Source organism: Paraburkholderia podalyriae, assembly GCF_014397785.1.
Taxonomy (GTDB): Bacteria; Pseudomonadota; Gammaproteobacteria; order Burkholderiales; family Burkholderiaceae; genus Paraburkholderia; species Paraburkholderia podalyriae.
Map to the genome: position 1 here is coordinate 267,814 of NZ_VZQQ01000004.1, position 20,138 is coordinate 287,951.

The following is a 20,138-nucleotide window of genomic DNA, read 5'->3' on the forward strand; positions in this document are numbered from 1 at the left end:
AGAAGCGTTTGGCGTTGGTTGGGCGTGTCGTGGCGCCTTATCAGGTGAGCGTAGGCATGCTATCGGAAACAAGCTCGGGGCTGGATTTGCCGAACCTCGGCAAAGCGGGATGGATCCGGTTTCCGATGCTACGTTCATCTCTGTTAGATCTGCCTTCAAAAGAGCCTCGTCTCGGCGACAGGAGATTGGAAGCCATCCAGACGCCGCCTGATTGGATTGTCGACCCGTGTTGTCCGGTTTATTGCTTCAGATGTCTCATGCTCGAAGAGATCGACGTTACTGCATCGCGGTGGAAGAGAAAGTGGCTCGACCCGGCCGCGGCTGCTCTCGCACAGTCAGATATAGCTGAGTTGCGTCTATAGCGCAGGCTTCGATTCGAGAAGACTCCGGCGAATGGGAGCGATAGTCATTCCACCAATCGCATCTGCCCGCGGGCTTCGAGTCGTTGCTGCGCAGGAACTTTAGCCTTGCGACGTATTCGCGGTCTCTCACGCAGGCACATGGCCCGACGAGTTCGTGCTTCGTCATCCACACACACGCACAGTCCTCCGGGCGCGTGACCGTGATCGTGTATTCGTCGTCAAGAGAAGTAGTCAACACAGGGGCTTTACCAGGCGACTCGAAAAAGATCTTGGGCATGGGATCGTTCGCCTTTGGTTTCTACCTCGCGCAGCCGAGCGACCTGCGGTGTATTGTTGATCGGGTCCTTCGTGCAGACAGTTAATGCACTGGTTCGTTGGCTTGCATCGCCGCTTCAAAACGGCCACCATTCCAGTGTCCTCCTTAGTTTTCGAACAATCCGTGCGATATCGAACGTTCGCGCTCACCGGTGCCGGTTGTGCTCCGGCGATGCCTTGATTGCGACGCGCGGCCGGTGGTCTGGCAACACGTAGCCAGCGAAGACGGTTACTCGCGGCGGGTTTCAACCTGCGCTGAAGACCTCCCTCTTCAACCACGACGAACGACAAAAGTCGTGCAGCCGATCGCTGTCAGGCAGAGGTCGGCCAACTTCGGCCCTTCAACCTCACAATCTGGATTGCTGACAATGAAGCGTCTTTGCTGCTTTGCCAGTGGCGACCGCTCATGCCGACATTCACTTTGGTGTTTTGCACGCTGTCTCCTACTAAACGCAAATCGATTGTCGCTAGTGACGGCTGCGCGTTCGATTCCATGTGCCGCAATTTCCTTGGTCAGCGATGTAAGCACGTAGTCGGCCCATAACAGGTTGTGTGTTTGGCTCATTTGCCGCAAGATGTCTCCGCGAATCGGGTTGGGTTGTACTTTTGTCAAACTCCATATCGTCGTGGCCTGATTACGTGCGTCGCCAGGTATCTGGTTCGGCGCCTGGCCGAGCATCTACGTGCCTCGACCCGCACGCACGGCAGGTCAAGGCTGACGGCCGTAACGCTGAAAATGATCGAGCAGGCCGCCGAACTGGCCGCGGCTACGCCAGCGGCCAAGCACGCCGTCGGCATGCGGTTGCGGCCGATGGTCTCGCAGCGTCTGCGGAACGCTGGCATCCCCACGCTGGGCGATCTGGTCGCGTACTGTAACTGCGCGTGTCGCCCGCTCGCTTAAGGAAGACACGCTCGAAGAAATCGAATGACTGCATCGCAGATCTTGAACGGCAATTCAACCGCTTTAGCGCATGATGGATTCACGGTAACCCACCGGCCTCCCTGGAGAAGAACATGACTCGCTTTCAAGGTAAATCTGTCCTCGTAACAGGTGGCAGCAGCGGCATTGGCCTCGCAACAGCCAAGGCCTTCGCGACAGAAGGTGCACGTGTAGTCATCACCGGCCGGGATGCGGCAGCGCTCGAAGAAGCAACCCACGCCTTGGGCGCGGATGCGGTAGCGATTCGAAATGACGCAGGATCAGTCGCTGCTGCTCGTGAACTCGCTAGCGCTCTCGGTAACGCCAACATCGAACTCGACGCGGCATTCTTCAATGCGGGCGCGGCAATTGCCGACGGCGGCATGAGCCAGCTCTGAACCGAGTCAGAGGCGCCACGCCAAAAAGGCGATCGCTCCTCGTGCGGGCGATCGCGTTATTTCGTTTCACCGCCCGGCAGTGGGTAGGCGGCAACGAACAAACCCAGCCTAAAGTCCCCGCGTCACATCTCGACTCTACCGCCTACTGCCGATCGCTGCATTTCGCTGTCTCGACGTTCGTATGCCGTTTGCATGAGGCGCTGGTCGGCCATGAAGAGGCAGTCAGCCGGGCTGGCTCGAATGGCCGCAAATCAATCCACACGAGACGACCGAAGTACGAACCGCAGTACTTGGTTGCCAAACAGAAGGCCGGCTGAGCCACTAATCCCACCCGGCAGACGCGGCTCGGAAGTGGAACTTTCACCGAGCCTTAAGAGATACTTAAGAACTTCGGAAAACGGAAAAAATATACTTCTCAAGCGCGTCGAATCGAGGCCGTTAGACAGAACGCAGTACTCACGTTTTCTCTATCGGGAGATTTAGATGTCCATTCAGGCAATCAGTCAAAGCACCGTGCAGACAACAGACTCCTCTCTTGCTTCGACTTCGACTTCGGGTTCAGCGTCGACGGCGCCGACCTCCAGCACTAGCACTTCGTCCACGACAGGAGCTAGCGGCAGCAAGTCTACGTCGTCGTACACCGTCAATATCAGCAACGCTGCCCGCGCCATGCTTGCAGAAGCAAGCGAGACCTCGGTTCAAACTGCACAGGAAGCAGGAAAAGGCGATGGACAGGCGCAACGCCTTCTCGCCAAAGAGGCGGCCACCAAGGCAGCCTGAATACGCCACGCGCTCTACACTTGAAGGAACAGGCCGCCGCGTCGCATTGGCGGCGTTCTGGCAGCGAGGATCGGCTATCGTCATTCACATTGTATGTAATCGCCACAAATCGCTTGCTCTGCTGCCGTACGTCGAAGCCGACCGATTTATACGTTAGTACCCGTCATCGCCGCATCTGACAAAGGGTAGCAATCCTTTCGCGCAGCGCAACTCCCGCCGAATTCCAGATTGCGCGCCCTAACGTTGATGACGTGTGCGTGGAGCGCCAATCTGAGCGCTTTTTTCGCGCAGGACTCTGTCTGACATGGAACAGTACGCGGAGCAGAAGCTGAGGCCCTCCGAGCACCTCAAAGAGCGTGGTCAATGCATCGGCAGTTATCGATCATCGGCTATCCGCAAGATGACGTTGGGTATGTTGCGCGGGTTTGAACAGGCTGATCTCGCAACCGAGGTTCGCGTCGTGGAACGCCAGCGTCATGCCGTGCATGCCGGCCACGGCGGTGGCAAGACTGAGCCCCAGGCCGCTGCCGGGCGTATGACGGCTCGCCTCTCCACGATAGAAACGGCGCAGGACGGCATCGCGCTCAGTCGGTGCGATGCCCGGTCCATCGTCGCGTACCGTCACGCCGACCCCTCGTCCGTCGTGCCACAGCGTGATGTGCACAGCTCCGCCATGCGGTGCGAACTTGATGGCGTTTTCCACCAGATTCGCCAGTGCCTCGAATAGCAGATTCGGATCGCCCTGGATCTCCAGCGGCCCGGAAACGGTGCGCTGCAGTTCGAAGGCAATCTGCTTGTCTTCGGCGGTCGGCTCGTAGAACTCGAACACGTCGTCGGCGACGGCGGCCAGATCGACGCTGGTGAAGCCGGCGCGGCGCACGCCGCTTTCGATTTCCGAAATGCGCAGCAGGGCGTTGAAAGTGCGTAGCAGGCCGCTGGTTTCCACGATGGTTTCATCAATGGCCGCGCGATACTCTGCTTCGGTTCTGGCGCGGCGTTGCGCACGTTCGAGTCCGCCGAGCACCCGCGTGAGCGGCGTGCGTAGATCGTGCGCAATCGCATCGCACACACCTTTGACCTCGTTCATCAGGCGTTCGATTTCGTCGAGCATGCCGTTCACGACGACCACCAGCCGGTCTATGTCGTCGCGTTTCGCATGCACCGGCAAGCGCCTGCCGAGATTGCCGGCGACGATTTCCTCGATCGACGCGGTCACCGCATCGAGCCGCCGCATCGCCGAAACGCCAATCAGGGTCGCCCCGATCAGGCCGATCACGAGCGTGATCATCGCAGTGGAGAGCAGCGCATGCAGCAGTTCGTCGTCGAAGTGGTCGAGCTCGAGGGTGTTCTGGCATTGCAAAGCGATGCGGTTATCGGGCACGTGCGCGGCGATGCATCGGCCAGGCGGGTGGCCCGGCAGATTTGCGAGACGCATCGAAAACGGCTGGCCAAAGACGGGGATCGCCGGCAGATCGCCCGCATAGCCGCCAGCAAGATGTTTGCCGCTGGCTTCGAACAGGCCGAACGGGCGCTGGCGGCGCGGATCGAACTGGTTCTGATGTTCGAATCGCGCGACCAGTTCGTCCGGCGCTTCGCGTTTCAATTGTGCGTGCTCGCGAAGCAGCCAGTCGTCGATGCGCTCCTGTTCGAAGCCGGTGATCTCGCGGTACAGGTAACCGAACAGCAGCATCGCGATCACGCCGAACAGCACCAGGAACAGCGTGGCGAGGCGAAAGCCGGTGGTGCGGTGCAGTTCAGTCAGGCGCATGTAGCATGTACCCCGAACCGCGCACGGTATCGATCATCGGAGCCGTGCCGTCCGGGTCGAGCTTCTTCCTGAGACGGCTGATGTGCACGTCGATCACGTTGGTCCGCTCGTCGAGCCGGTAGTCCCATACCGCTTCGAACAGCATGGTCCGGCTCACCACCTGGCCCTGGTGCTGCATCAGGTATTCGAGCAGCCGGTACTCGCGCGGCAGCAGCAGTACCGGGCGGCCGGCGCAGGTCACTTCGCGTTTGAGCGGGTCCAGACGTAACGGGCCGACCTGGTACTCCTGCACAGCGGGCGCCGCCTCGCGCCGGCGCATCAACGCATCGAGCCGCGCGGTCAGTTCGATGAACTCGAACGGCTTGGTCAGATAGTCGTCGCCGCCGGCGCGCAAACCGCGCACACGTTCGTCGACGGCCGACAGCGCGCTCAGGATCAGCACCGGCGTGGGCACGCCGGCGCTGCGCAACGCCGACAGCATGCCGAGCCCTTCGAGGCCGCCCGGCAACATACGATCGAGCACGATAGCGTCATAACTGTTGGCGACCGCGAGCATCAAACCATCGCGGCCGGTGCTCGCGGTTTCGACCCTGCAGCCGTGATCGGTGAGCGCCTCAACGATCTCTGCGAGAGTCTGCTCGTCGTCCTCGACGACCAATACGTTCGACATGCCTTTTTCCAGAAATGAGCGAGCGTCGAACCTGCGCTAGCCGGCCGATTTACACTACGCTCGTACCTAAGATCTCCGCAGTATGCCGCGCGGAGCTGCACAGGCGTTTCGCGCCAACGTGAAAAAATTTTAATGTAAGCCCCAGCGCATGCGAATCCTGCTGATCGAAGACGATATGCGCGCCAGCCAGTTCCTGGCGCGTGGCCTGAGCGAGAGCGGTCTGATTGCCGACACGGTGGCCGACGGCGCGACCGGGCTCGCCTATGCGCGTGAGGGCATCTACGACGTGATTGTGACTGATCGGCGCTTGCCGGCGCTCGACGGCCTGGCTCTCGTCCAGCAGTTGCGCGCCGGCGGGGATACGACGCCGGTGCTGATGCTGTCGGCGGTCGGCGGCCTGAACGAACGCGTGGAGGCGATTCGCGCAGGTTGCGACGACTATCTCGTGAAGCCATATGCCTTCGTCGAAGCGCTGGCAAGAATCGAGGCGCTCGCGCGGCGCGCCGATCGCAGCAGGATGAGCGAGCGGCTCGAATGCGCGGACCTGGTGCTCGATACGCGGGCGCGCACTGCAAGCCGCGGCGGGCGCGATCTGCGCTTGCAGCATCGCGAATTCCTGTTGCTCGAATGTCTCGCGCGCCGCGCGGGGCAGGTCGTCACGCGCAGCATGCTGCTTGAAGCGGCATGGCACTACGATTTCGAGCCGCGCGGCAACATCATCGATATGCACATGCATCGGCTGCGGACAAAGGTCGATCGTGATTATCCCGCGGCGCTGATTCATACGGTGGTCGGCGCCGGATACGTGCTGAACCCGGCGCCCTGACACGCGCTGCAAGCCTTGCAAGCCCCGGCTGGAGCCCGCCGCTCTGCCATGTTGCGCCGCATTAAATTTTTTTAATCAATGGGCGAAAGCGCCGACAGGACCCGCTGGCTAATCTGGCGACATTTCCTCGTTAGGGTTCTCCCATGTCAGGGCTGTCCCGTTCCGCGCAGACGTCGCGCACCGTGAGTCCTCCCGTGCGCCTTTCCTGCGTGCGCGCCGCCTTATATGCGCTCGGCCTCGCGGCGCTCGCCGGCTGCTCGCTTGTGCCTGTCTATCAACGGCCGGGCGCGCCGCTGGCGCAATCCTTCGACGGGGCGGCCGGTGGGTCGCTCGCCGCTACCGTGCCAGTCAGAAGCGGCTGGTGGCGCGAGTATCACGACCCCGCGCTCGACGCGCTGATCGATCGCAGCCTGCGCAACAACTTCACGCTGGCGTCCGCGATTGCGAGCGTCGAACAGGCGCGCGGCAACGCCGAGCGAGCCGGCGCGCCGCAATATCCGTCGCTCTCGCTCGGCGCCAGCTTCGATCGCAGCCATCAGGGACGTGGCTCGACCACGAAGACCCAGAGCCTGTTCGCTGAAGCCAGTTACGAGGTGGACTTCTGGGGCTTCAACGCCGCCAACGCCAGCGCCGCCGACCTGCTCGCGCGCGCCTCCGGCTTCGATCGCGATACGGTGGCGCTGACGCTGACCGCTTCGGTCACCGACACGTACTTTCAGGTGCAGAGCCTGCGCCGCCGGCTCGCGATTGCGCGTTCCATTTCCGACGATGCCGCGCGCGTTCTGCAACTGCTGCTCGCGCAACAGCAGGCGGGCGTCGCGACCGAATTGCAGGTGCAGCAGCAGCGCAACGCGCTCGCCACCTTCCAGGCGGCAGTGCCGGCGCTGCAACAGCAGCTCGATACCGACATCCATGCGCTCGCGGTGCTGGCCGGCACCGCGCCCGAACAATTCACGGTCAGCGATGCCGCGCTCGCCGACATCCCGATTCCCCAACCGCGCCCCAATCTGCCCGCGAGCCTGCTGGAAACGCGCCCCGACATCCGTTCGAAGGAGGCGCAGTTGCAGTCGGCGAATCAGAGTGTCGGCGCGGCGCGCGCGGCCTTTCTGCCGAACATCGTGCTGACCGCGGACGGCGGGCTGAGCAGCAAGTCGCTGTCGCATTTCCTGTCGAGCCCGTTCGCCAGTCTCGCCACCTCGCTGGCGGCGCCAATCCTCGACGGCGGCGCGCTGCGTGGCCAGTTGCACGCGAGCCAGGCGGCCGAAGCGAAGGGCGTCGCGGATTACCGGCAAGCCGTCATAACCGCGCTGCAGGACGTGGAGGACTCGCTCACGGCGGCGCAACAGCAGCAGCTCGCGGAAGCCGCCGACCAGAACGCCGCCGACGCCGCCCGCAAAGCCGCCACGCTCGCGCAAGCCCAGTACAAGCTCGGCACCGTCGACTTTCTGACCGTGCTCGATACGCAACGCACGCTGTATCAGTCCGAAGACACGCTGGTGCAGGCGCGGCTCGCGCGCCTGCAGGCGTCCGTGAGCCTGTTTCGCGCGTTCGGCGGCGGTTTCGGCGTGACCAACGATAGCGACAGCAGCAGCGCCCCCCCTTCTATGGCTTCCAGCTCATGAAATCCGCAGATCTTCCGAACCATGAAGCGCCGCGTGCGCGCCGGCGCGTCCTTCTCGCCGCAGCGTTCGTCATCCTTATCGTGATTCTCGGGGCGTCGAGCTGGCCGAAGCATCGGGCTGCCAAGCCGGCCGCCGCCGTGCCGGTCAATGCCGGCCATCCGGTGAGCCGCGACTTCCCGATTCGCGTCGCCGCGGTGGGCACGGTGCTCGCGCTCAATACCGTGGACGTCAAAGTACGTGTCGACGGCCAGTTGCAGCACGTCGCCTTCACCGAAGGACAGGACGTCAAAGCCGGCCAGTTGCTCGCGCAACTCGATCAGGGACCGCTCACCGCCCAGTTGCATCAAGCGCAAGCGGCGCAGCGCAAAGACCAGGCATCGCTCGATAACGCGCGCCTCGACCTCGCACGCTACTCGAAACTGGTCGGCATCGGCGCGGCGACGACTCAGGCGGTGGACACCGCGAAGGCGCAAGTCGAGGCCCTCGCCGCGACGGTCGCAGCGGACGCCGCGCTGGTGCAGAGCGACCGGCTGCAACTGGGCTTCACCACGCTCGCCGCGCCGTTCACCGGACGCGTCGGCGCACGCGAGGCCGATATCGGCGCGATCGTTCATCCGACTGACACGACCGGTATCGTCACCGTCACGCAGATGGAGCCGATCACGGTGCTGTTCTCCGTGCCGCAGGACGTGCTGCCTGAACTGCTCGCGAATCAGGCGAAAGCGCCGCTCGCGGTGAACGTGACCTCGCGTTCCGGCAGCACGCCGCTCGCCGACGGCACGCTGGTGTTCATCGACAGCGCGGTCGATCCTACGACCGGCCAGATCAGGCTCAAGGCTTCGTTCACCAACCAGGACCGCAAGCTGTGGCCCGGCGAACTGGTGAATGCGCGCGTGCTGGTGCGCACCGATACGCAGCGGCTCGCGGTGCCGAGCCGCGCGGTGGTGAACTCGCAGAACGGCACGCAGCTCTATGTGATCGCCGCGAACGGCACCGCGCAGATGCGCCCGGTGCAAACCGGGGTCACCGTTGATGGCATGACGGAGATACGCAGCGGCATCGCGCCCGCGGATCTCGTCGTGTTCGACGGCCAAAGCCGCTTGAACCCGGGCGTGCCGGTGGCGGCGACCACGGTGGCGGCGGTTGCCAAGGCGCCGGCCAACGCAAACTCGGCGGGCAGCCAGACTGATCAGGATAATCCGTCATGAGCCTCATGGAACTGTTCATCAAGCGGCGCATCGCGACAAGTTTTCTGGCGATCGCGGTGCTGCTGGTCGGCGCGGTGGCGTATTTTCTGCTGCCGGTCGCGCCGCTGCCGCAGGTCGATTTTCCGACCATTCAGGTCGTCGCCAAGTTGCCCGGCGCGAGCGCGGAAACCATGGCGACCTCGGTGGCGACACCACTGGAGCGGCAACTTTCGCTGATTGCGGGCGTGACACAGATGACGTCGTCGAGCTCGCTCGGCAACACCAGCATTGCCGTGCAATTCGATCTCTCGCGCGACATCAATGGCGCGGCGCAGGATGTGCAGACGGCGATCAACGCAGCCGGCGGCACGTTGCCGAAGAACCTGCCGAACCCGCCGACCTATCAGAAGGTCAACCCGGCCGACTTCACGTTGCTGTCACTGGCGCTGACGTCGCCATCGCTCACGCTCACGCAACTCGACAGCTACGCCGAAGACTATCTGGCGCAACAGATCTCGCAGATGCCCGGCGTCGGTCTGGTTGATTTCCACGGCCAGCAGCGGCCCGCAGTGCGCATCCAGCTCGATCCGGACAAGCTCACCGCACGCGGCCTGACGCTGGAAGATGTGCGCTCGATCGTCGGCGTGCAGACGGTCAATGCACCGAAGGGTAGCCTGAACGGCCCGGATCGCTCGGTGATCTTCAACGCGACCGACCAGATCACGACCGCCTCGCAGTATCGCGATCTGGTGGTGGCATACAAGAACGGCGCGCCGATTCGCGTGTCCGATCTTGGCACCGTGCTGAACGCCGCCGAGGACAACCAGCAGGCCGCATGGCTTCAGCACGAACGCGCGATCATCCTCGACATTCACAAGCAGCCGGGCTACAACGTCGTGCAGACGATCGCCAACATCACGGCGAAGCTGCCCGCGCTCGAAGCGATGCTGCCCGCGGCCGCGCATCTGCATGTGGTGGGCGATCGCACGCAAACCATCAACGCGTCGGTGCACGACGTGCAGTTCACGCTGATGCTGACGATCGCGCTCGTCGTCATGGTGATCTTCTCGTTCCTGCGCAACGTATGGGCGACCATCATTCCGAGCCTGACGATTCCGCTGTCGTTGATCGCCACGTTCGGTGTCATGTATCTGCTCGGCTATAGCCTCGACAATCTGTCGCTGATGGGCTTGACCATCGCGGTAGGCTTCGTGGTGGACGATGCGATCGTGGTGATCGAAAACGTCATGCGGCATATCGAAGAGGGCGTGCCGAGAATGAAGGCCGCCTTGCTTGGCGCGATGGAAGTGCGCTTCACGATCATTTCGATGACCATCTCGCTGATCGCCGTGTTCATCCCGATCCTGTTGATGGGCGGCATCGTCGGCCGGCTGTTCCGCGAATTCGCAGTGACGGTGAGCGCCGCGATAGTGATGTCGGCGCTGGTATCGCTGACCGTCACGCCGATGCTGTGCGGCTGGCTGATCCGTTTGCCCGAGCCGGATGGCGGCGGCCGGACGCGCAGGCTCGAAGCATGGCTCGAAGCCGTCTTTAGCGCAGTAGAGCGGCGCTACGAACGTGGCCTCGACTGGGTGCTGGACCGCCAGAAGCTGATGCTGGCTGTCACGGTGGCGACGATTGTCGCGACCGGCGCGTTGTTTGTCGCGATCCCCAAGGGATTTTTCCCGCAGGAGGACTCCGGTCTGATCATGGGCGTCGCGCAGGCCGCGCCGGATATCTCGCCCCGCTCGATGTCGCAGAAGATGCAGCAACTGGGCCATATCATCGAAGCCGATCCCGCGGTCGATAACGTCTACTACTGGATGGGGCCGAATCCGACCGTGAGCCAGGGGCGCGTCATGATCAACCTGAAGGCATTCGGCCAGCGCAAGGACAGTGCCCCGCAGGTGCTCAACCGTTTGAAGCCGCAGCTGGCAAAGGTGATGGGCATTTCGCTGTCGATGCAGGTTCGTCAGGATATTCAGGTGGGCGGCCGTATCAGCGCTGCGCAGTATCAGTACACGTTGCAGGACCCTGACATCAATGAGTTGAATCACTGGGCGGGCGTCCTGACCGATCGCCTGTCGAAGCTGCCGCAACTGGCCGACGTCACGTCCGACCAGCAGGCCGCCGCCACCAGCGCGACGCTCGTGATCGACCGCAGTACGGCCTCGCGCTTCGGCATCACCGCGCAAGCCATCGACGACACGCTTTACGATGCATTCGGCCAGCGGCAGATTGCGACGCTGTTCACGCAGTTGAATCAGTACCACGTCGTCGAAGAAGTGGACCCGCGCTTTCAATTGACGACGGATGCACTGGCGCATCTCTACGTGCGTTCGCCGCTCACGAACGAACTGGTGCCGCTCGACACGCTCGCCAGGATCGAGAACAACGTGTCGCCAATTTCGGTGAATCACCAGGGCTTGTTCCCGGCCGTGACGATCTCGTTCAATCTGGCGCCGGGTCAGTCGCTTGGCAATGCGGTCACGGCGATCCACCAGGCCGAAGTCGCGGCAGGCAAGCCCGATAGCCTGACGGGCTCCTTCCAGGGCACAGCGCAGGCGTTCCAGGCGTCGCTCGCCAGCGAACCGTATCTGATCGCCGCGGCGCTCGTGGTGGTCTATCTGATTCTCGGCATCCTGTACGAAAGCGCGATTCATCCGCTCACCATCATTTCGACGCTGCCCTCGGCGGGCGTGGGCGCCTTGCTCGCGTTGATGCTATGTGGGCAGGATCTGTCGATCATGGGGATGATCGGCATCATCCTGCTGATCGGTATCGTGAAGAAGAACGCGATCATGATGATCGACTTCGCACTGGTGGCCGAGCGCGAACAAGGCATGTCGCCGCGCGAGGCGATCCGGCAGGCCTGTGTGCTGCGCTTCCGTCCGATCATGATGACGACGCTCGCCGCGCTGTTCGGCGCGCTGCCGCTCGCGCTCGGCCATGGCGCCGGTGCGGAGTTGCGCGTGCCGCTCGGCATAGCGATTGTCGGCGGACTGATTGTTTCGCAAATGCTGACGTTGTTCACGACGCCGGTCGTGCACCTGTGGTTTGACCGTCTGTCGCATTGGCTGGCTGATCGGCGCGCGACGGGCAGTGTGGTCGAGCGGGAGGCCGTCGGTTGACTGCCTTTCAGCCTGCCTGGGGGCTTTTCTTCTTTGTCACCATGGAAGCCGCGGCCGTGCGCTGAATTTCCTGAGCTAACGATTAGTACACTTTTGCCCCGTCTCGTGTACGAGCGGCCGCTTGCCTACCACAGAGCGGACACTGTCCACAACCGCGCGACGGGCAGTTGAGGGTCGGTTTCGGGCGACCGCGTCGGATCGATAGGACTTATTCGTCGCACGCTGGATTCCGACCGCCATTCATCGACCGACGGTGGCCACGAAACGCTCGGGCGTCTAACTCCTCCATTGCCGCCCAACTCTAACCGCTAGAATTGCGGTTTCAGCCCGGAATACGCCCATGTCTTTTGCCTCGCTTGGCCTGATCGATCTCTTGCTGCGTAATGTGAAGGACCTCAATTACCAGACACCTACGCCGGTGCAGGTCAAGGCGATTCCTGCTGTGCTCAGTGGCAAGGACGTCATGGCTGCGGCACAGACCGGCACTGGCAAAACGGCGGGTTTTGCGCTGCCGCTGTTGCAACGGCTGGTGCAACACGGCCCGGCGGTGTCCAGCAACCGCGCCCGCGTTCTGGTGCTGGTGCCCACGCGTGAACTGGCCGAACAAGTGCTGCAAAGCTTTATCGATTACGGCAAAGGGCTCGACTTACGATTTCTGGCCGCCTACGGCGGTGTGAGTATCAACCCGCAGATGATGACGTTGCGTAAAGGCGTGGATGTGCTCGTTGCCACGCCGGGCCGTTTGCTGGATCTCAATCGCCAGAACGCAGTGCAGTTTGATCAGGTACAAACGCTGGTGCTGGATGAAGCCGACCGCATGCTGGATCTAGGCTTTGAGCGCGAACTCAACGCCGTCTTTGCTGCCTTGCCCGCTCAGCGCCAGACCCTACTGTTCTCTGCCACGTTTACCGATGATATCCGCGCCATGGCGGCGGGCATTCTGCGCGGCCCGGTCAATATCAGCGTCAGCCCGCCCAATGCCGCGGCCAGCAAGATCAAGCAGTGGGTGGTGCCGGTGGATAAAAGGAACAAGCCTGACCTCTTCATGCACCTTGTGGCTGAGTACAACTGGAAGCACGCGCTGGTGTTCGTCAAAACCCGCAATGGCGCGGATTACCTGGCGGCGATGCTGGATGACGCGGGCTATGCGGTCGACACCATCCACGGCGACAAGCCACAACCCGCGCGCCTGCGTGCGCTGGAGCGCTTCAAGACGGGCGAAGTACATATGCTGGTAGCCACCGATGTGGCTGCGCGCGGGCTGGATATCGACAGTCTGCCGCTGGTGATCAACGTTGATCTGCCGATCGTGGCGCAAGACTATGTGCACCGTATTGGCCGTACCGGCCGCGCGGGCGCCAGCGGCGTGGCGGTGTCCCTTGTGTGTGCCGATGAAGCGCCGCAACTGGCCGCGATTGAAGCGCTGATCCGGCAAACGCTGCCCCGTGAAGAAGAGCCGGGTTTTGAAGCCGAACACCGCGTGCCGCAAACTAGCGCGACGGGCCAGATCATCAAGAAACCCAAAAAGCCTAAGAAGCCGAAAATGCCGCAAGCTGCGCCGGGCGCCCTGCAGGGGCTCAGCAAAAAGCCGCGCCCGCAAAGTGGAGAAAACAAACGCAAGCCTGCGGCGCAGCGCGCTGTGGCCGCGGGTAAAGGTACAAGCTTGTCCAGCGGTAGCCCATTCAGCGTGCAAAAGCCACGCAGCAAACCCGCCGGCAAGCCAGTTGCGGGTTCACGTAAGCCGGCTGGCAAACCCGCTGGTGGCCGCGGCAAACGCCAACCCTGATCCGTGGGGATGAGTAACGCCAGCCCTGGAACAGGCTGGCGGTTTGCGGCCCGCTGGCAGGCAGCGGCGCGGCACGGGCGTGCATCAGGTCGGCGGGTAACGGCGCACTGATTCCAAACAGCTCCAGCTACCTACTGGATAAATGAAAATGGAATTCTCGGTGAAAGTGAAATTCGCTCTGACGACATTGTCACTAGTGAACATGCGATCAAGACGGTCGACGCCGACGCGAAGGTCAGCGTTGATTCGTGGCTGATGCGTGAAGAGTTTCTTGTCGCTTTCGTCGATAAGGACTCACATCGGTTTCGATTGCATTGGATGCAGGTGCCAAGCGGTAGGCACGTCGCGCGTTGGCGCCCAACACCTGACGCACCGCGTCTTCGCCATGTGATGCGATCAGGTCGAGTGCGAATTCGAACCACGCTCGGCCGGAACCCGCGCAGCGCACAACGGGCCAGTCGCTACTCCAAATGGTGCGCTGTACGCCGAACATATCGAGCACGTGCGTCGCCCAAGGTTCCAGTTCAGAAAGACGCCTGCCCGGCGCCGCTTCGTTCCATAGCCCCGAGAGCTTGCAGTAGACCGACGCATGCGTCGCCAATGCCGCGAGCCCATTGATCCATGCATCACGGTCGCGTGTGGACGAGATGACCGGCTTGGCGGCGTGGTCGATAACGACGGTCAGCTCGGGGTGGCTCTCGATCAGGTCAAGCATCGCCGGTAAGTGCGCAGGGCGAATCAGCGCATCGAAAGTCAACCTGGCCTGCGCCATCGCCGTCAGCGCCCTATCCGCGAACGGCTTGCGGATCCACGCAGGATCGGGCAGATCCTGCAGCATCGGGCGCAGCCCCACTAGCCGCGGATGCCCGGCCAATCCGGCGATACGCTCCGCAGCGTCGGGTTGCTCGAAGTCGACCCAGCCGACGACACCGGCGACGAGATCGGGACGAGATCGGGACGAGATGCCGCACATTCAAGCAAAAACGATGTTTCGGCCTCGGTTGGCACGGCCTGCACGACGATGCCAGCCCCGACGCCGAGTGGCCCGAACTCACGCTGCCAATCGTCCACGCCGAAGTCGCGATAGATCGCGGTCAACTCGGGGGTGAGCCATGCGTAGTCACCGCGGGAGATATCCCAGACGTGAAAATGCGCATCGATGTACATCAGCCGATCCCCTCATATGATTACGGACACGTTAGCGACCCGGCTCGCCGCGGCGCGCGAAGCGCGAACCCGCCCTGCCAACCCCGCGCTAGTGTTCCGTCCCAGAAATAACTTTGCATAAATCCAGATTATTTCTATGATCGAGTCACGGTGTGTAGGAGGCGATCATGGGACGCAAAGGAATCGAGGTTGTCGTATCCGAGCTGGAGCGAGAACAATTGCTGTCAATGAGCCGCTCGCGTTCACTGCCTCACTCTCTGGTCCGCCGGGCAAAGATTGTCTTGATGGCCGCTGACGGTCATACGAGTCAGGAAATTGCAACGCAGTGCGAAGTGACGCCGCCGGCGATCACGCACTGGAAGAAGCGGTTTGTCGCGCAGGGGCTTGCCGGCCTGCATGATGAAGCCCGCCCAGGCCGGCCTCGCACGCATGACGATGAAGCGGTAGCGGAACTGCTGGCGAGGATACTGCATGAGAAGCCGGCCGGCGCGACGCACTGGAGCATGCGGTCCGCTGCTGCGCAGACAGGGATTTCGAAGAGTTCGGTGGCCCGATACCTGTCGTTGTTCGGTGTACAGCCCCATCGTTCAAAAAGCTTCAAGCTGTCTAACGATCCCTGCTTCGTAGAGAAGGTGCGCGATATTGTCGGGCTGTACCTGAGCCCGCCGACCAATGCCCTGGTGCTGTGCGTCGATGAGAAGAGCCAGTGCCAGGCGCTGGAGCGTACGCAGCCGATGTTGCCGATGGGGCTGGGCTATCTCGAGTGAGTGACGCATGATTACGTCCGGCATGGCACCACTACTCTGTTCGCCGCGCTCAATACGGCGACGGGTGAAGTCATTGCGCAATGTAAGCCGCGCCACCGACATCAGGAATTCCTGGCGTTTCTCAAGCATGTGGACCAGGCGGTGCCTGCCGATCTCGATGTGCATCTGATCGTCGACAACTACGCGACACACAAGCATCCGAAGGTCAGGGCGTGGCTGACCAGGCATACGCGCTACCACATGCACTTCACGCTGACCTACTCAAGCTGGCTGAACCAGGTTGAACGCTGGTTTGGCCTGATTACGCAGCAGGCGATTCGTCGAGGGTCGTTCAAGAACGTGCGCCAACTCGTTACCAGCATCGAGCGGTATATCGAGCAGTACAACCAACACGGCCGGCCGTTCGTATGGACCGCGACTGCCGATTCAATTCTGCAGAAAGTGGCTCGGCTATGCAAAGTTATTTCTGGGACGGAACACTAGGACCTGGGACCTGGGGCCTCAATCAGCATCAGGTCGAAATCGGCTCACCTAATCCTGGCCCGCTTGCAAGCGTCGAGCGAGTGCATGCGAGCAGCTCGCCGTTGCAGTGCCAGCCGGATCGATTCTTGGGAGACGGTGCGGAAGCAGGAGGGATATCGTCCCTTGATATCGACTCCATATGGTCTATATACAAGCAGAGTGATTGTTGAAACCGGCAAGGAATTGGGAATGGACGACGCTACTTTCGGGGAGCAATCAGGTCCAAATGGAGACGCCGGGCTGCATTGGTCAAGCAGCGTCACGGTGGCGATGCGTGTGAACGGCCAGCCGCGGGCCGCGACGGTGAACCCGCGCGTCACGCTGCTGGACTGGTTGCGCGAAGAGTCGGGTCTCAGCGGCGCCAAGAAGGGCTGTAATGAAGGCGCATGCGGCACCTGCACCGTGCTGGTCGACGGCAAGCGGATGAACAGCTGTCTGACGCTCGTCGTGCAATGCGACGGCTGCGAGGTCACGACTGTCGAAGGTCTGGCCGCCTCCGACGGGACGCTGCATCCGGTACAGCAGGCATTTATCGAGCACGATGCCTTTCAGTGCGGCTATTGCACGCCTGGGCAAATCGTCTCCGCGGTCGCCTGCATCGCTGAAGGGCACGCGACCGATGAGGCGAGCGTTCGCGAATGGATGAGCGGCAATCTGTGCCGCTGCTCTTGCTATCCGCAGATCGCTGCGGCCGTGCTCGATGCCGCCGGCGCGGCCGGGGACGAACGATGAAAAACTTCGAATACGCGCGTGGCGCAACCGCGCAGCAGGTAGTCGCGTCGCTGGCGGCGGGCAACGTGGCGATCATCGCGGGCGGTACGGAGCTGCTCAACTGGATGCGGCTCGGCATCGCAGCGCCCGATCGCGTCATCGATGTCGGTGGACTCACAGGTCTCGTTCGTATTGTGCGCGAGCGTGACGATCTGGTGATCGGCGCGCTGACGGACCTGAACGTGATCGGTGAAGACGCGCTCGTCGGCGCCCACGCGAGCGCGCTGGCTCAAGCCTGTCTGCTCGCCGCCTCGGCGCAGGTGCGCAACCGCGCGACGCTCGGCGGCAATGTGATGCAAAAGACGCGATGCGCTTATTTTCGTTCGGAAGCGCCGTTGCCATGGGGCTGCAACAAGCGCAATCCCGGGTCGGGCTGCCCCGCGCGCAATGGCATCAACGAACGGCATGCAATCTTTGGCTGGACCGATGCATGCGTCGCGATTCAACCGTCCGATCCGGCTGTGGCACTGGCTTGTCTGGATGCGACAGCTGAGGTCATCGGGCCGAACGGCGTTCGAATGATCAAGATGACGGAGTTCCACCTGACGCAGCAGGAAGCGGCCGGCATGGGCGGCGATGCCGCCCGCCTCGAGACGAGACTGGCTGCCGACGAAGTGATCGTCTCCTTTCACATACCCATCCGCGCGGACGCACGATCCGCCTACGTAAAAGTCCGCGAGCGCGCGAGCTACGAATATGCGCTGGTCTCGGCAGCCGCATCCGTGGAGCTCGATCGGGATCGCATTGTGTCGGCGCGCATTGCACTTGGCTCGGTGGCGCAACGCCCGTGGCGCCTTCCAGCCGCGGAGGTGTCGCTGGCCGGGCAGGCGCCGACCAAGGAAGTGGTCACGCCGATTGTCGACGCGGCAATGAGCGACGCCCGGCCGCTCGCTCACAATGGTTACAAGGTGACGATGGCGCGCAATGCCGCGGTGCGTGCGTTACTGACGGCAGCAGGGCGATCATGAGCATCGGCACGGCGGTCTCCCGCGTGGAAGGTCAGGCGAAGGTCACGGGACAGGCGAAATTCGCGGCTGACAACACGCCGCCCGGCACGCTTCATGCGGCGCTGGTCGGCGCGCCCGTCGCGTCGGGCCGGCTGATCGACGTGGATGCCACCGCGGCACTTACCTTACCGGGTGTGGTGCGGGTGCTTACCGCGCACGATATGCCGCGATTCGGTGCGGTTCAGCCGCCTGCGGCGGTGCTCGCACTGCCGTTGCAAAACGACGCGATTCGGTACGAAGGCGAGCCGGTCGCAATCGTGCTTGCGGAATCCATCGAGGCGGCGGAAGCCGGCCGCGATGCCGTGCTTGTGCGTTGCGAGCGCGAGGACCCCATCCTTCCCGGCGCCGCGCCGCGCGAGCCGCCGCCCGAGCCACGCATGCTCGGCGACGATCTGGAGATGGGCGACGTCGATGCGATTCTCGGAACCGCACAGGCAAGCGTGGCGGCGACGTATATTCAAGCCGCGCGTCACCACAATGCGATGGAGACATCGGGCACCGTTGCGCGATTCGAGCACGGCAAGCTCACGCTGTGGGATGCGGTTCAGGCGAGCGAGAATGTGCCGCTTGTCGTAGCCGCGGCACTCGGCATGAGGCCGGACGACATTCACGTGATCGCACCGCACACGGGCGGCGGGTTCGGCTCGAAGGGATATGTGTGGCCGCACCAGATTCTTGCCGCCGCCGCGGCACGCGTCGCGGGGCGGCCCGTGAAGCTTCATCTGCGGCGTCACGATCAGTTCGTCTGCGTCGGCTATCAGCCGTGGATGAAACAGGACATCAAGCTTGCGGCAACGGCCGACGGCCGGCTCAGCGCCATCGATCACGAAATCGTCAATTCGAGCGCGATTGCGGACACGCATCTGGAGCCCGCAAGCGAAGCAAGCAAGACGCTTTATGCGTCGCCCGCCATTCGCACTAAGCAGTGGCTGGAGCGGCGCAACATCAACGTGCCCACGCCAATGCGCGCGCCGGTGGAAGGTCCGGGGCTATGGGCGCTCGAAAGCGCGATGGACGAACTCGCCGTGGCGCTGAAGATCGATCCGCTCGATCTACGACTGGCGAACTACGCCGAGGTCGATCCGCATACGAACAAGCCTTGGTCGTCAAAAAAGCTTCGCGACGCGTATGAGGAAGGTGCGCGCCTTTATGGCTGGCGCACGCGCGGCGAGACGGCACGACGAGACGGAGCGTGGCGCATCGGACATGGGATGGCGACGAGCTCGATGGGCAATTTCCGCTTTCCCGGCGGCGCGCGCGTGCGCCTGAGGTCCGACGGCACGGCGCTGATCGAGGCGAACACGCACGATATCGGCACCGGCACGCAGACGGTCTTTTGCCAGATCGCGGCCGAAGAGCTGGGCTTGCCGATGGAGAACGTGTCGATTGTGTGGGGCGATACCAACCTTCACCCGGCGAGTCCCGTCTATGGATCGAGCGCCACGGGCAGTACGGGAAGCGCGATCGCACTGGCTTGCCGGGAAATAAACGCGAAGCTCGATGCGCTCGGCGGGAAAGACGTTTGCGCGAGCCTGCGGAGGGCCAATCTACCGGAGATGGTCGCGGACGGTGCGTTCACGCTTCCGGGTGGCGCCGGCTTCAGCGCGGACGGCGACGGTACGCCATACGCGATGCGGACGTGGGGTGCGATCTTTGTCGAAGTAGGCGTCGATCCCGAGCTTGGCCTCGTGCGCTTGCGCCGGGCGGTGGGTGCCTATTCCGCGGGCCGGATTATCAATCCGAAAACGGCGCGAAGCCAGATGACGGGCGCGATCATCTGGGGTTGGGGCAAGGCGACGATGGAAGAAAGCGTGCAGGAGCCAAATACCGGTGGCTGGCTCGCGAAGAATCTGTCGAACGTGGCGGTCCCGGTGAATGCGGACATTCCGCTCGATATCAAGATCCACTTCGTCAGTGAGTATGATCCGCATGCAAGTGCGATCGGTACCCGCGGCATCGGAGAACTCGGCGCGACCGGCGTGGATGCCGCAGTGGCCGCAGCCGTCTACGACGCCATTGGCTTGCGTGTGCGCGACCTGCCCATTTTGCCGGGCAAGATACTGGAAGGCCTTTCGAGTCAGCACGCCGCTGCGGGGTAGCAATGCGGCTCGGTCGTGAGTTGAATGCTCAGGACAGACGG

General features: G+C 62.7%; 14 protein-coding genes and 2 pseudogenes. 11 read left to right on the top strand and 5 right to left on the bottom strand.

Annotated elements, in window-relative coordinates; translation table 11 throughout:
* Positions 1-948: 948 nt before the first annotated feature.
* Positions 949-1,356, bottom strand: coding sequence for a hypothetical protein (locus F6X42_RS06670; protein ID WP_187633435.1), 408 nt, complete (start codon positions 1,354-1,356; stop codon positions 949-951).
* Between the two features lie 335 nt (positions 1,357-1,691).
* On the opposite strand from F6X42_RS06670, the pseudogene F6X42_RS06680 reads away from it, so the two are divergent.
* Positions 1,692-1,964: pseudogene (locus F6X42_RS06680) on the top strand (SDR family NAD(P)-dependent oxidoreductase); the annotation flags it as partial.
* A 513-nt stretch (positions 1,965-2,477) separates the two neighbouring features.
* The gene (locus F6X42_RS06685) at positions 2,478-2,774 is read left to right on the top strand and encodes a hypothetical protein (RefSeq protein WP_187633437.1); all 297 of its coding nucleotides are present in this window, start codon (positions 2,478-2,480) and stop codon (positions 2,772-2,774) included.
* Between the two features lie 382 nt (positions 2,775-3,156).
* Here F6X42_RS06685 and F6X42_RS06690 read toward each other — a convergent pair whose 3' ends face one another.
* Both F6X42_RS06690 and F6X42_RS06695 read right to left on the bottom strand, forming a co-directional pair.
* Positions 3,157-4,542 carry a sensor histidine kinase gene (locus F6X42_RS06690; RefSeq protein WP_187633438.1) on the bottom strand — a complete coding sequence of 462 codons (1,386 nt, stop codon included), beginning with the start codon at positions 4,540-4,542 and terminating at the stop codon, positions 3,157-3,159.
* Entirely contained in the window at positions 4,529-5,212 is a 684-nt protein-coding gene (locus F6X42_RS06695; RefSeq protein WP_187633439.1) for a response regulator transcription factor, read from the bottom strand. Before F6X42_RS06695 ends, F6X42_RS06690 begins: the two co-directional genes overlap by 14 nt.
* Before the next feature lie 148 nt (positions 5,213-5,360).
* On the opposite strand from F6X42_RS06695, the gene F6X42_RS06700 reads away from it, so the two are divergent.
* The 5 genes from F6X42_RS06700 to F6X42_RS06720 all read left to right on the top strand — a co-directional run bounded on the left by F6X42_RS06700 (position 5,361) and on the right by F6X42_RS06720 (position 13,764).
* On the top strand, positions 5,361-6,038 hold the full coding sequence (locus F6X42_RS06700) for a response regulator transcription factor (RefSeq protein WP_187633440.1): 678 nt from the start codon (positions 5,361-5,363) through the stop codon (positions 6,036-6,038).
* 143 nt (positions 6,039-6,181) lie between these two features.
* Entirely contained in the window at positions 6,182-7,660 is a 1,479-nt protein-coding gene (locus F6X42_RS06705) for an efflux transporter outer membrane subunit (RefSeq protein WP_187633441.1), read from the top strand.
* The gene (locus F6X42_RS06710; RefSeq protein WP_187633442.1) at positions 7,657-8,868 is read left to right on the top strand and encodes an efflux RND transporter periplasmic adaptor subunit; all 1,212 of its coding nucleotides are present in this window, start codon (positions 7,657-7,659) and stop codon (positions 8,866-8,868) included. Before F6X42_RS06705 ends, F6X42_RS06710 begins: the two co-directional genes overlap by 4 nt.
* Positions 8,865-11,978, top strand: a complete 3,114-nt coding sequence (locus F6X42_RS06715; protein WP_187633443.1) for an efflux RND transporter permease subunit — start codon at positions 8,865-8,867, stop codon at positions 11,976-11,978. Before F6X42_RS06710 ends, F6X42_RS06715 begins: the two co-directional genes overlap by 4 nt.
* A gap of 340 nt (positions 11,979-12,318) precedes the next feature.
* On the top strand, positions 12,319-13,764 hold the full coding sequence (locus F6X42_RS06720; protein ID WP_187633444.1) for a DEAD/DEAH box helicase: 1,446 nt from the start codon (positions 12,319-12,321) through the stop codon (positions 13,762-13,764).
* A gap of 235 nt (positions 13,765-13,999) precedes the next feature.
* Here F6X42_RS06720 and F6X42_RS06725 read toward each other — a convergent pair whose 3' ends face one another.
* Positions 14,000-14,728 carry an amidohydrolase family protein gene (locus F6X42_RS06725; protein ID WP_312892522.1) on the bottom strand — a complete coding sequence of 243 codons (729 nt, stop codon included), beginning with the start codon at positions 14,726-14,728 and terminating at the stop codon, positions 14,000-14,002.
* Entirely contained in the window at positions 14,617-14,931 is a 315-nt protein-coding gene (locus tag F6X42_RS45560; RefSeq protein WP_312892516.1) for an amidohydrolase family protein, read from the bottom strand. The genes F6X42_RS06725 and F6X42_RS45560 overlap by 112 nt, the downstream gene beginning before the upstream one ends.
* Positions 14,932-15,098: 167 nt before the next feature.
* Here F6X42_RS45560 and F6X42_RS06730 point away from each other — a divergent pair.
* The 4 genes and pseudogenes from F6X42_RS06730 to F6X42_RS06745 all read left to right on the top strand — a co-directional run bounded on the left by F6X42_RS06730 (position 15,099) and on the right by F6X42_RS06745 (position 20,097).
* Positions 15,099-16,181: pseudogene (locus tag F6X42_RS06730) on the top strand (IS630 family transposase).
* Positions 16,182-16,409: 228 nt separating this feature from the next.
* The gene (locus F6X42_RS06735) at positions 16,410-16,952 is read left to right on the top strand and encodes a (2Fe-2S)-binding protein (RefSeq protein WP_187633445.1); all 543 of its coding nucleotides are present in this window, start codon (positions 16,410-16,412) and stop codon (positions 16,950-16,952) included.
* Complete coding sequence (locus F6X42_RS06740) at positions 16,949-17,959, top strand: FAD binding domain-containing protein (RefSeq protein WP_187633446.1); 1,011 nt, start codon at positions 16,949-16,951, stop codon at positions 17,957-17,959. Before F6X42_RS06735 ends, F6X42_RS06740 begins: the two co-directional genes overlap by 4 nt.
* Complete coding sequence (locus F6X42_RS06745; RefSeq protein WP_187633447.1) at positions 17,956-20,097, top strand: xanthine dehydrogenase family protein molybdopterin-binding subunit; 2,142 nt, start codon at positions 17,956-17,958, stop codon at positions 20,095-20,097. The genes F6X42_RS06740 and F6X42_RS06745 overlap by 4 nt, the downstream gene beginning before the upstream one ends.
* Positions 20,098-20,138: the final 41 nt, after the last annotated feature.

What these genes read in the sequence shown, in the direction of transcription:
- F6X42_RS06670 (WP_187633435.1), bottom strand. Translation starts at nt 1,356, where the DNA reads ATGCTCGGCCAGGCGCCGAACCAGATACCTGGCGACGCACGTAATCAG.
- F6X42_RS06715 (WP_187633443.1), top strand. Translation starts at nt 8,865, where the DNA reads ATGAGCCTCATGGAACTGTTCATCAAGCGGCGCATCGCGACAAGTTTT.
- F6X42_RS06690 (WP_187633438.1), bottom strand. Translation starts at nt 4,542, where the DNA reads ATGCGCCTGACTGAACTGCACCGCACCACCGGCTTTCGCCTCGCCACG.
- F6X42_RS06720 (WP_187633444.1), top strand. Translation starts at nt 12,319, where the DNA reads ATGTCTTTTGCCTCGCTTGGCCTGATCGATCTCTTGCTGCGTAATGTG.
- F6X42_RS06740 (WP_187633446.1), top strand. Translation starts at nt 16,949, where the DNA reads ATGAAAAACTTCGAATACGCGCGTGGCGCAACCGCGCAGCAGGTAGTC.
- F6X42_RS06685 (WP_187633437.1), top strand. Translation starts at nt 2,478, where the DNA reads ATGTCCATTCAGGCAATCAGTCAAAGCACCGTGCAGACAACAGACTCC.
- F6X42_RS06745 (WP_187633447.1), top strand. Translation starts at nt 17,956, where the DNA reads ATGAGCATCGGCACGGCGGTCTCCCGCGTGGAAGGTCAGGCGAAGGTC.
- F6X42_RS06710 (WP_187633442.1), top strand. Translation starts at nt 7,657, where the DNA reads ATGAAATCCGCAGATCTTCCGAACCATGAAGCGCCGCGTGCGCGCCGG.
- F6X42_RS06700 (WP_187633440.1), top strand. Translation starts at nt 5,361, where the DNA reads ATGCGAATCCTGCTGATCGAAGACGATATGCGCGCCAGCCAGTTCCTG.
- F6X42_RS06735 (WP_187633445.1), top strand. Translation starts at nt 16,410, where the DNA reads ATGGACGACGCTACTTTCGGGGAGCAATCAGGTCCAAATGGAGACGCC.
- F6X42_RS06695 (WP_187633439.1), bottom strand. Translation starts at nt 5,212, where the DNA reads ATGTCGAACGTATTGGTCGTCGAGGACGACGAGCAGACTCTCGCAGAG.
- F6X42_RS45560 (WP_312892516.1), bottom strand. Translation starts at nt 14,931, where the DNA reads ATGTACATCGATGCGCATTTTCACGTCTGGGATATCTCCCGCGGTGAC.
- F6X42_RS06705 (WP_187633441.1), top strand. Translation starts at nt 6,182, where the DNA reads ATGTCAGGGCTGTCCCGTTCCGCGCAGACGTCGCGCACCGTGAGTCCT.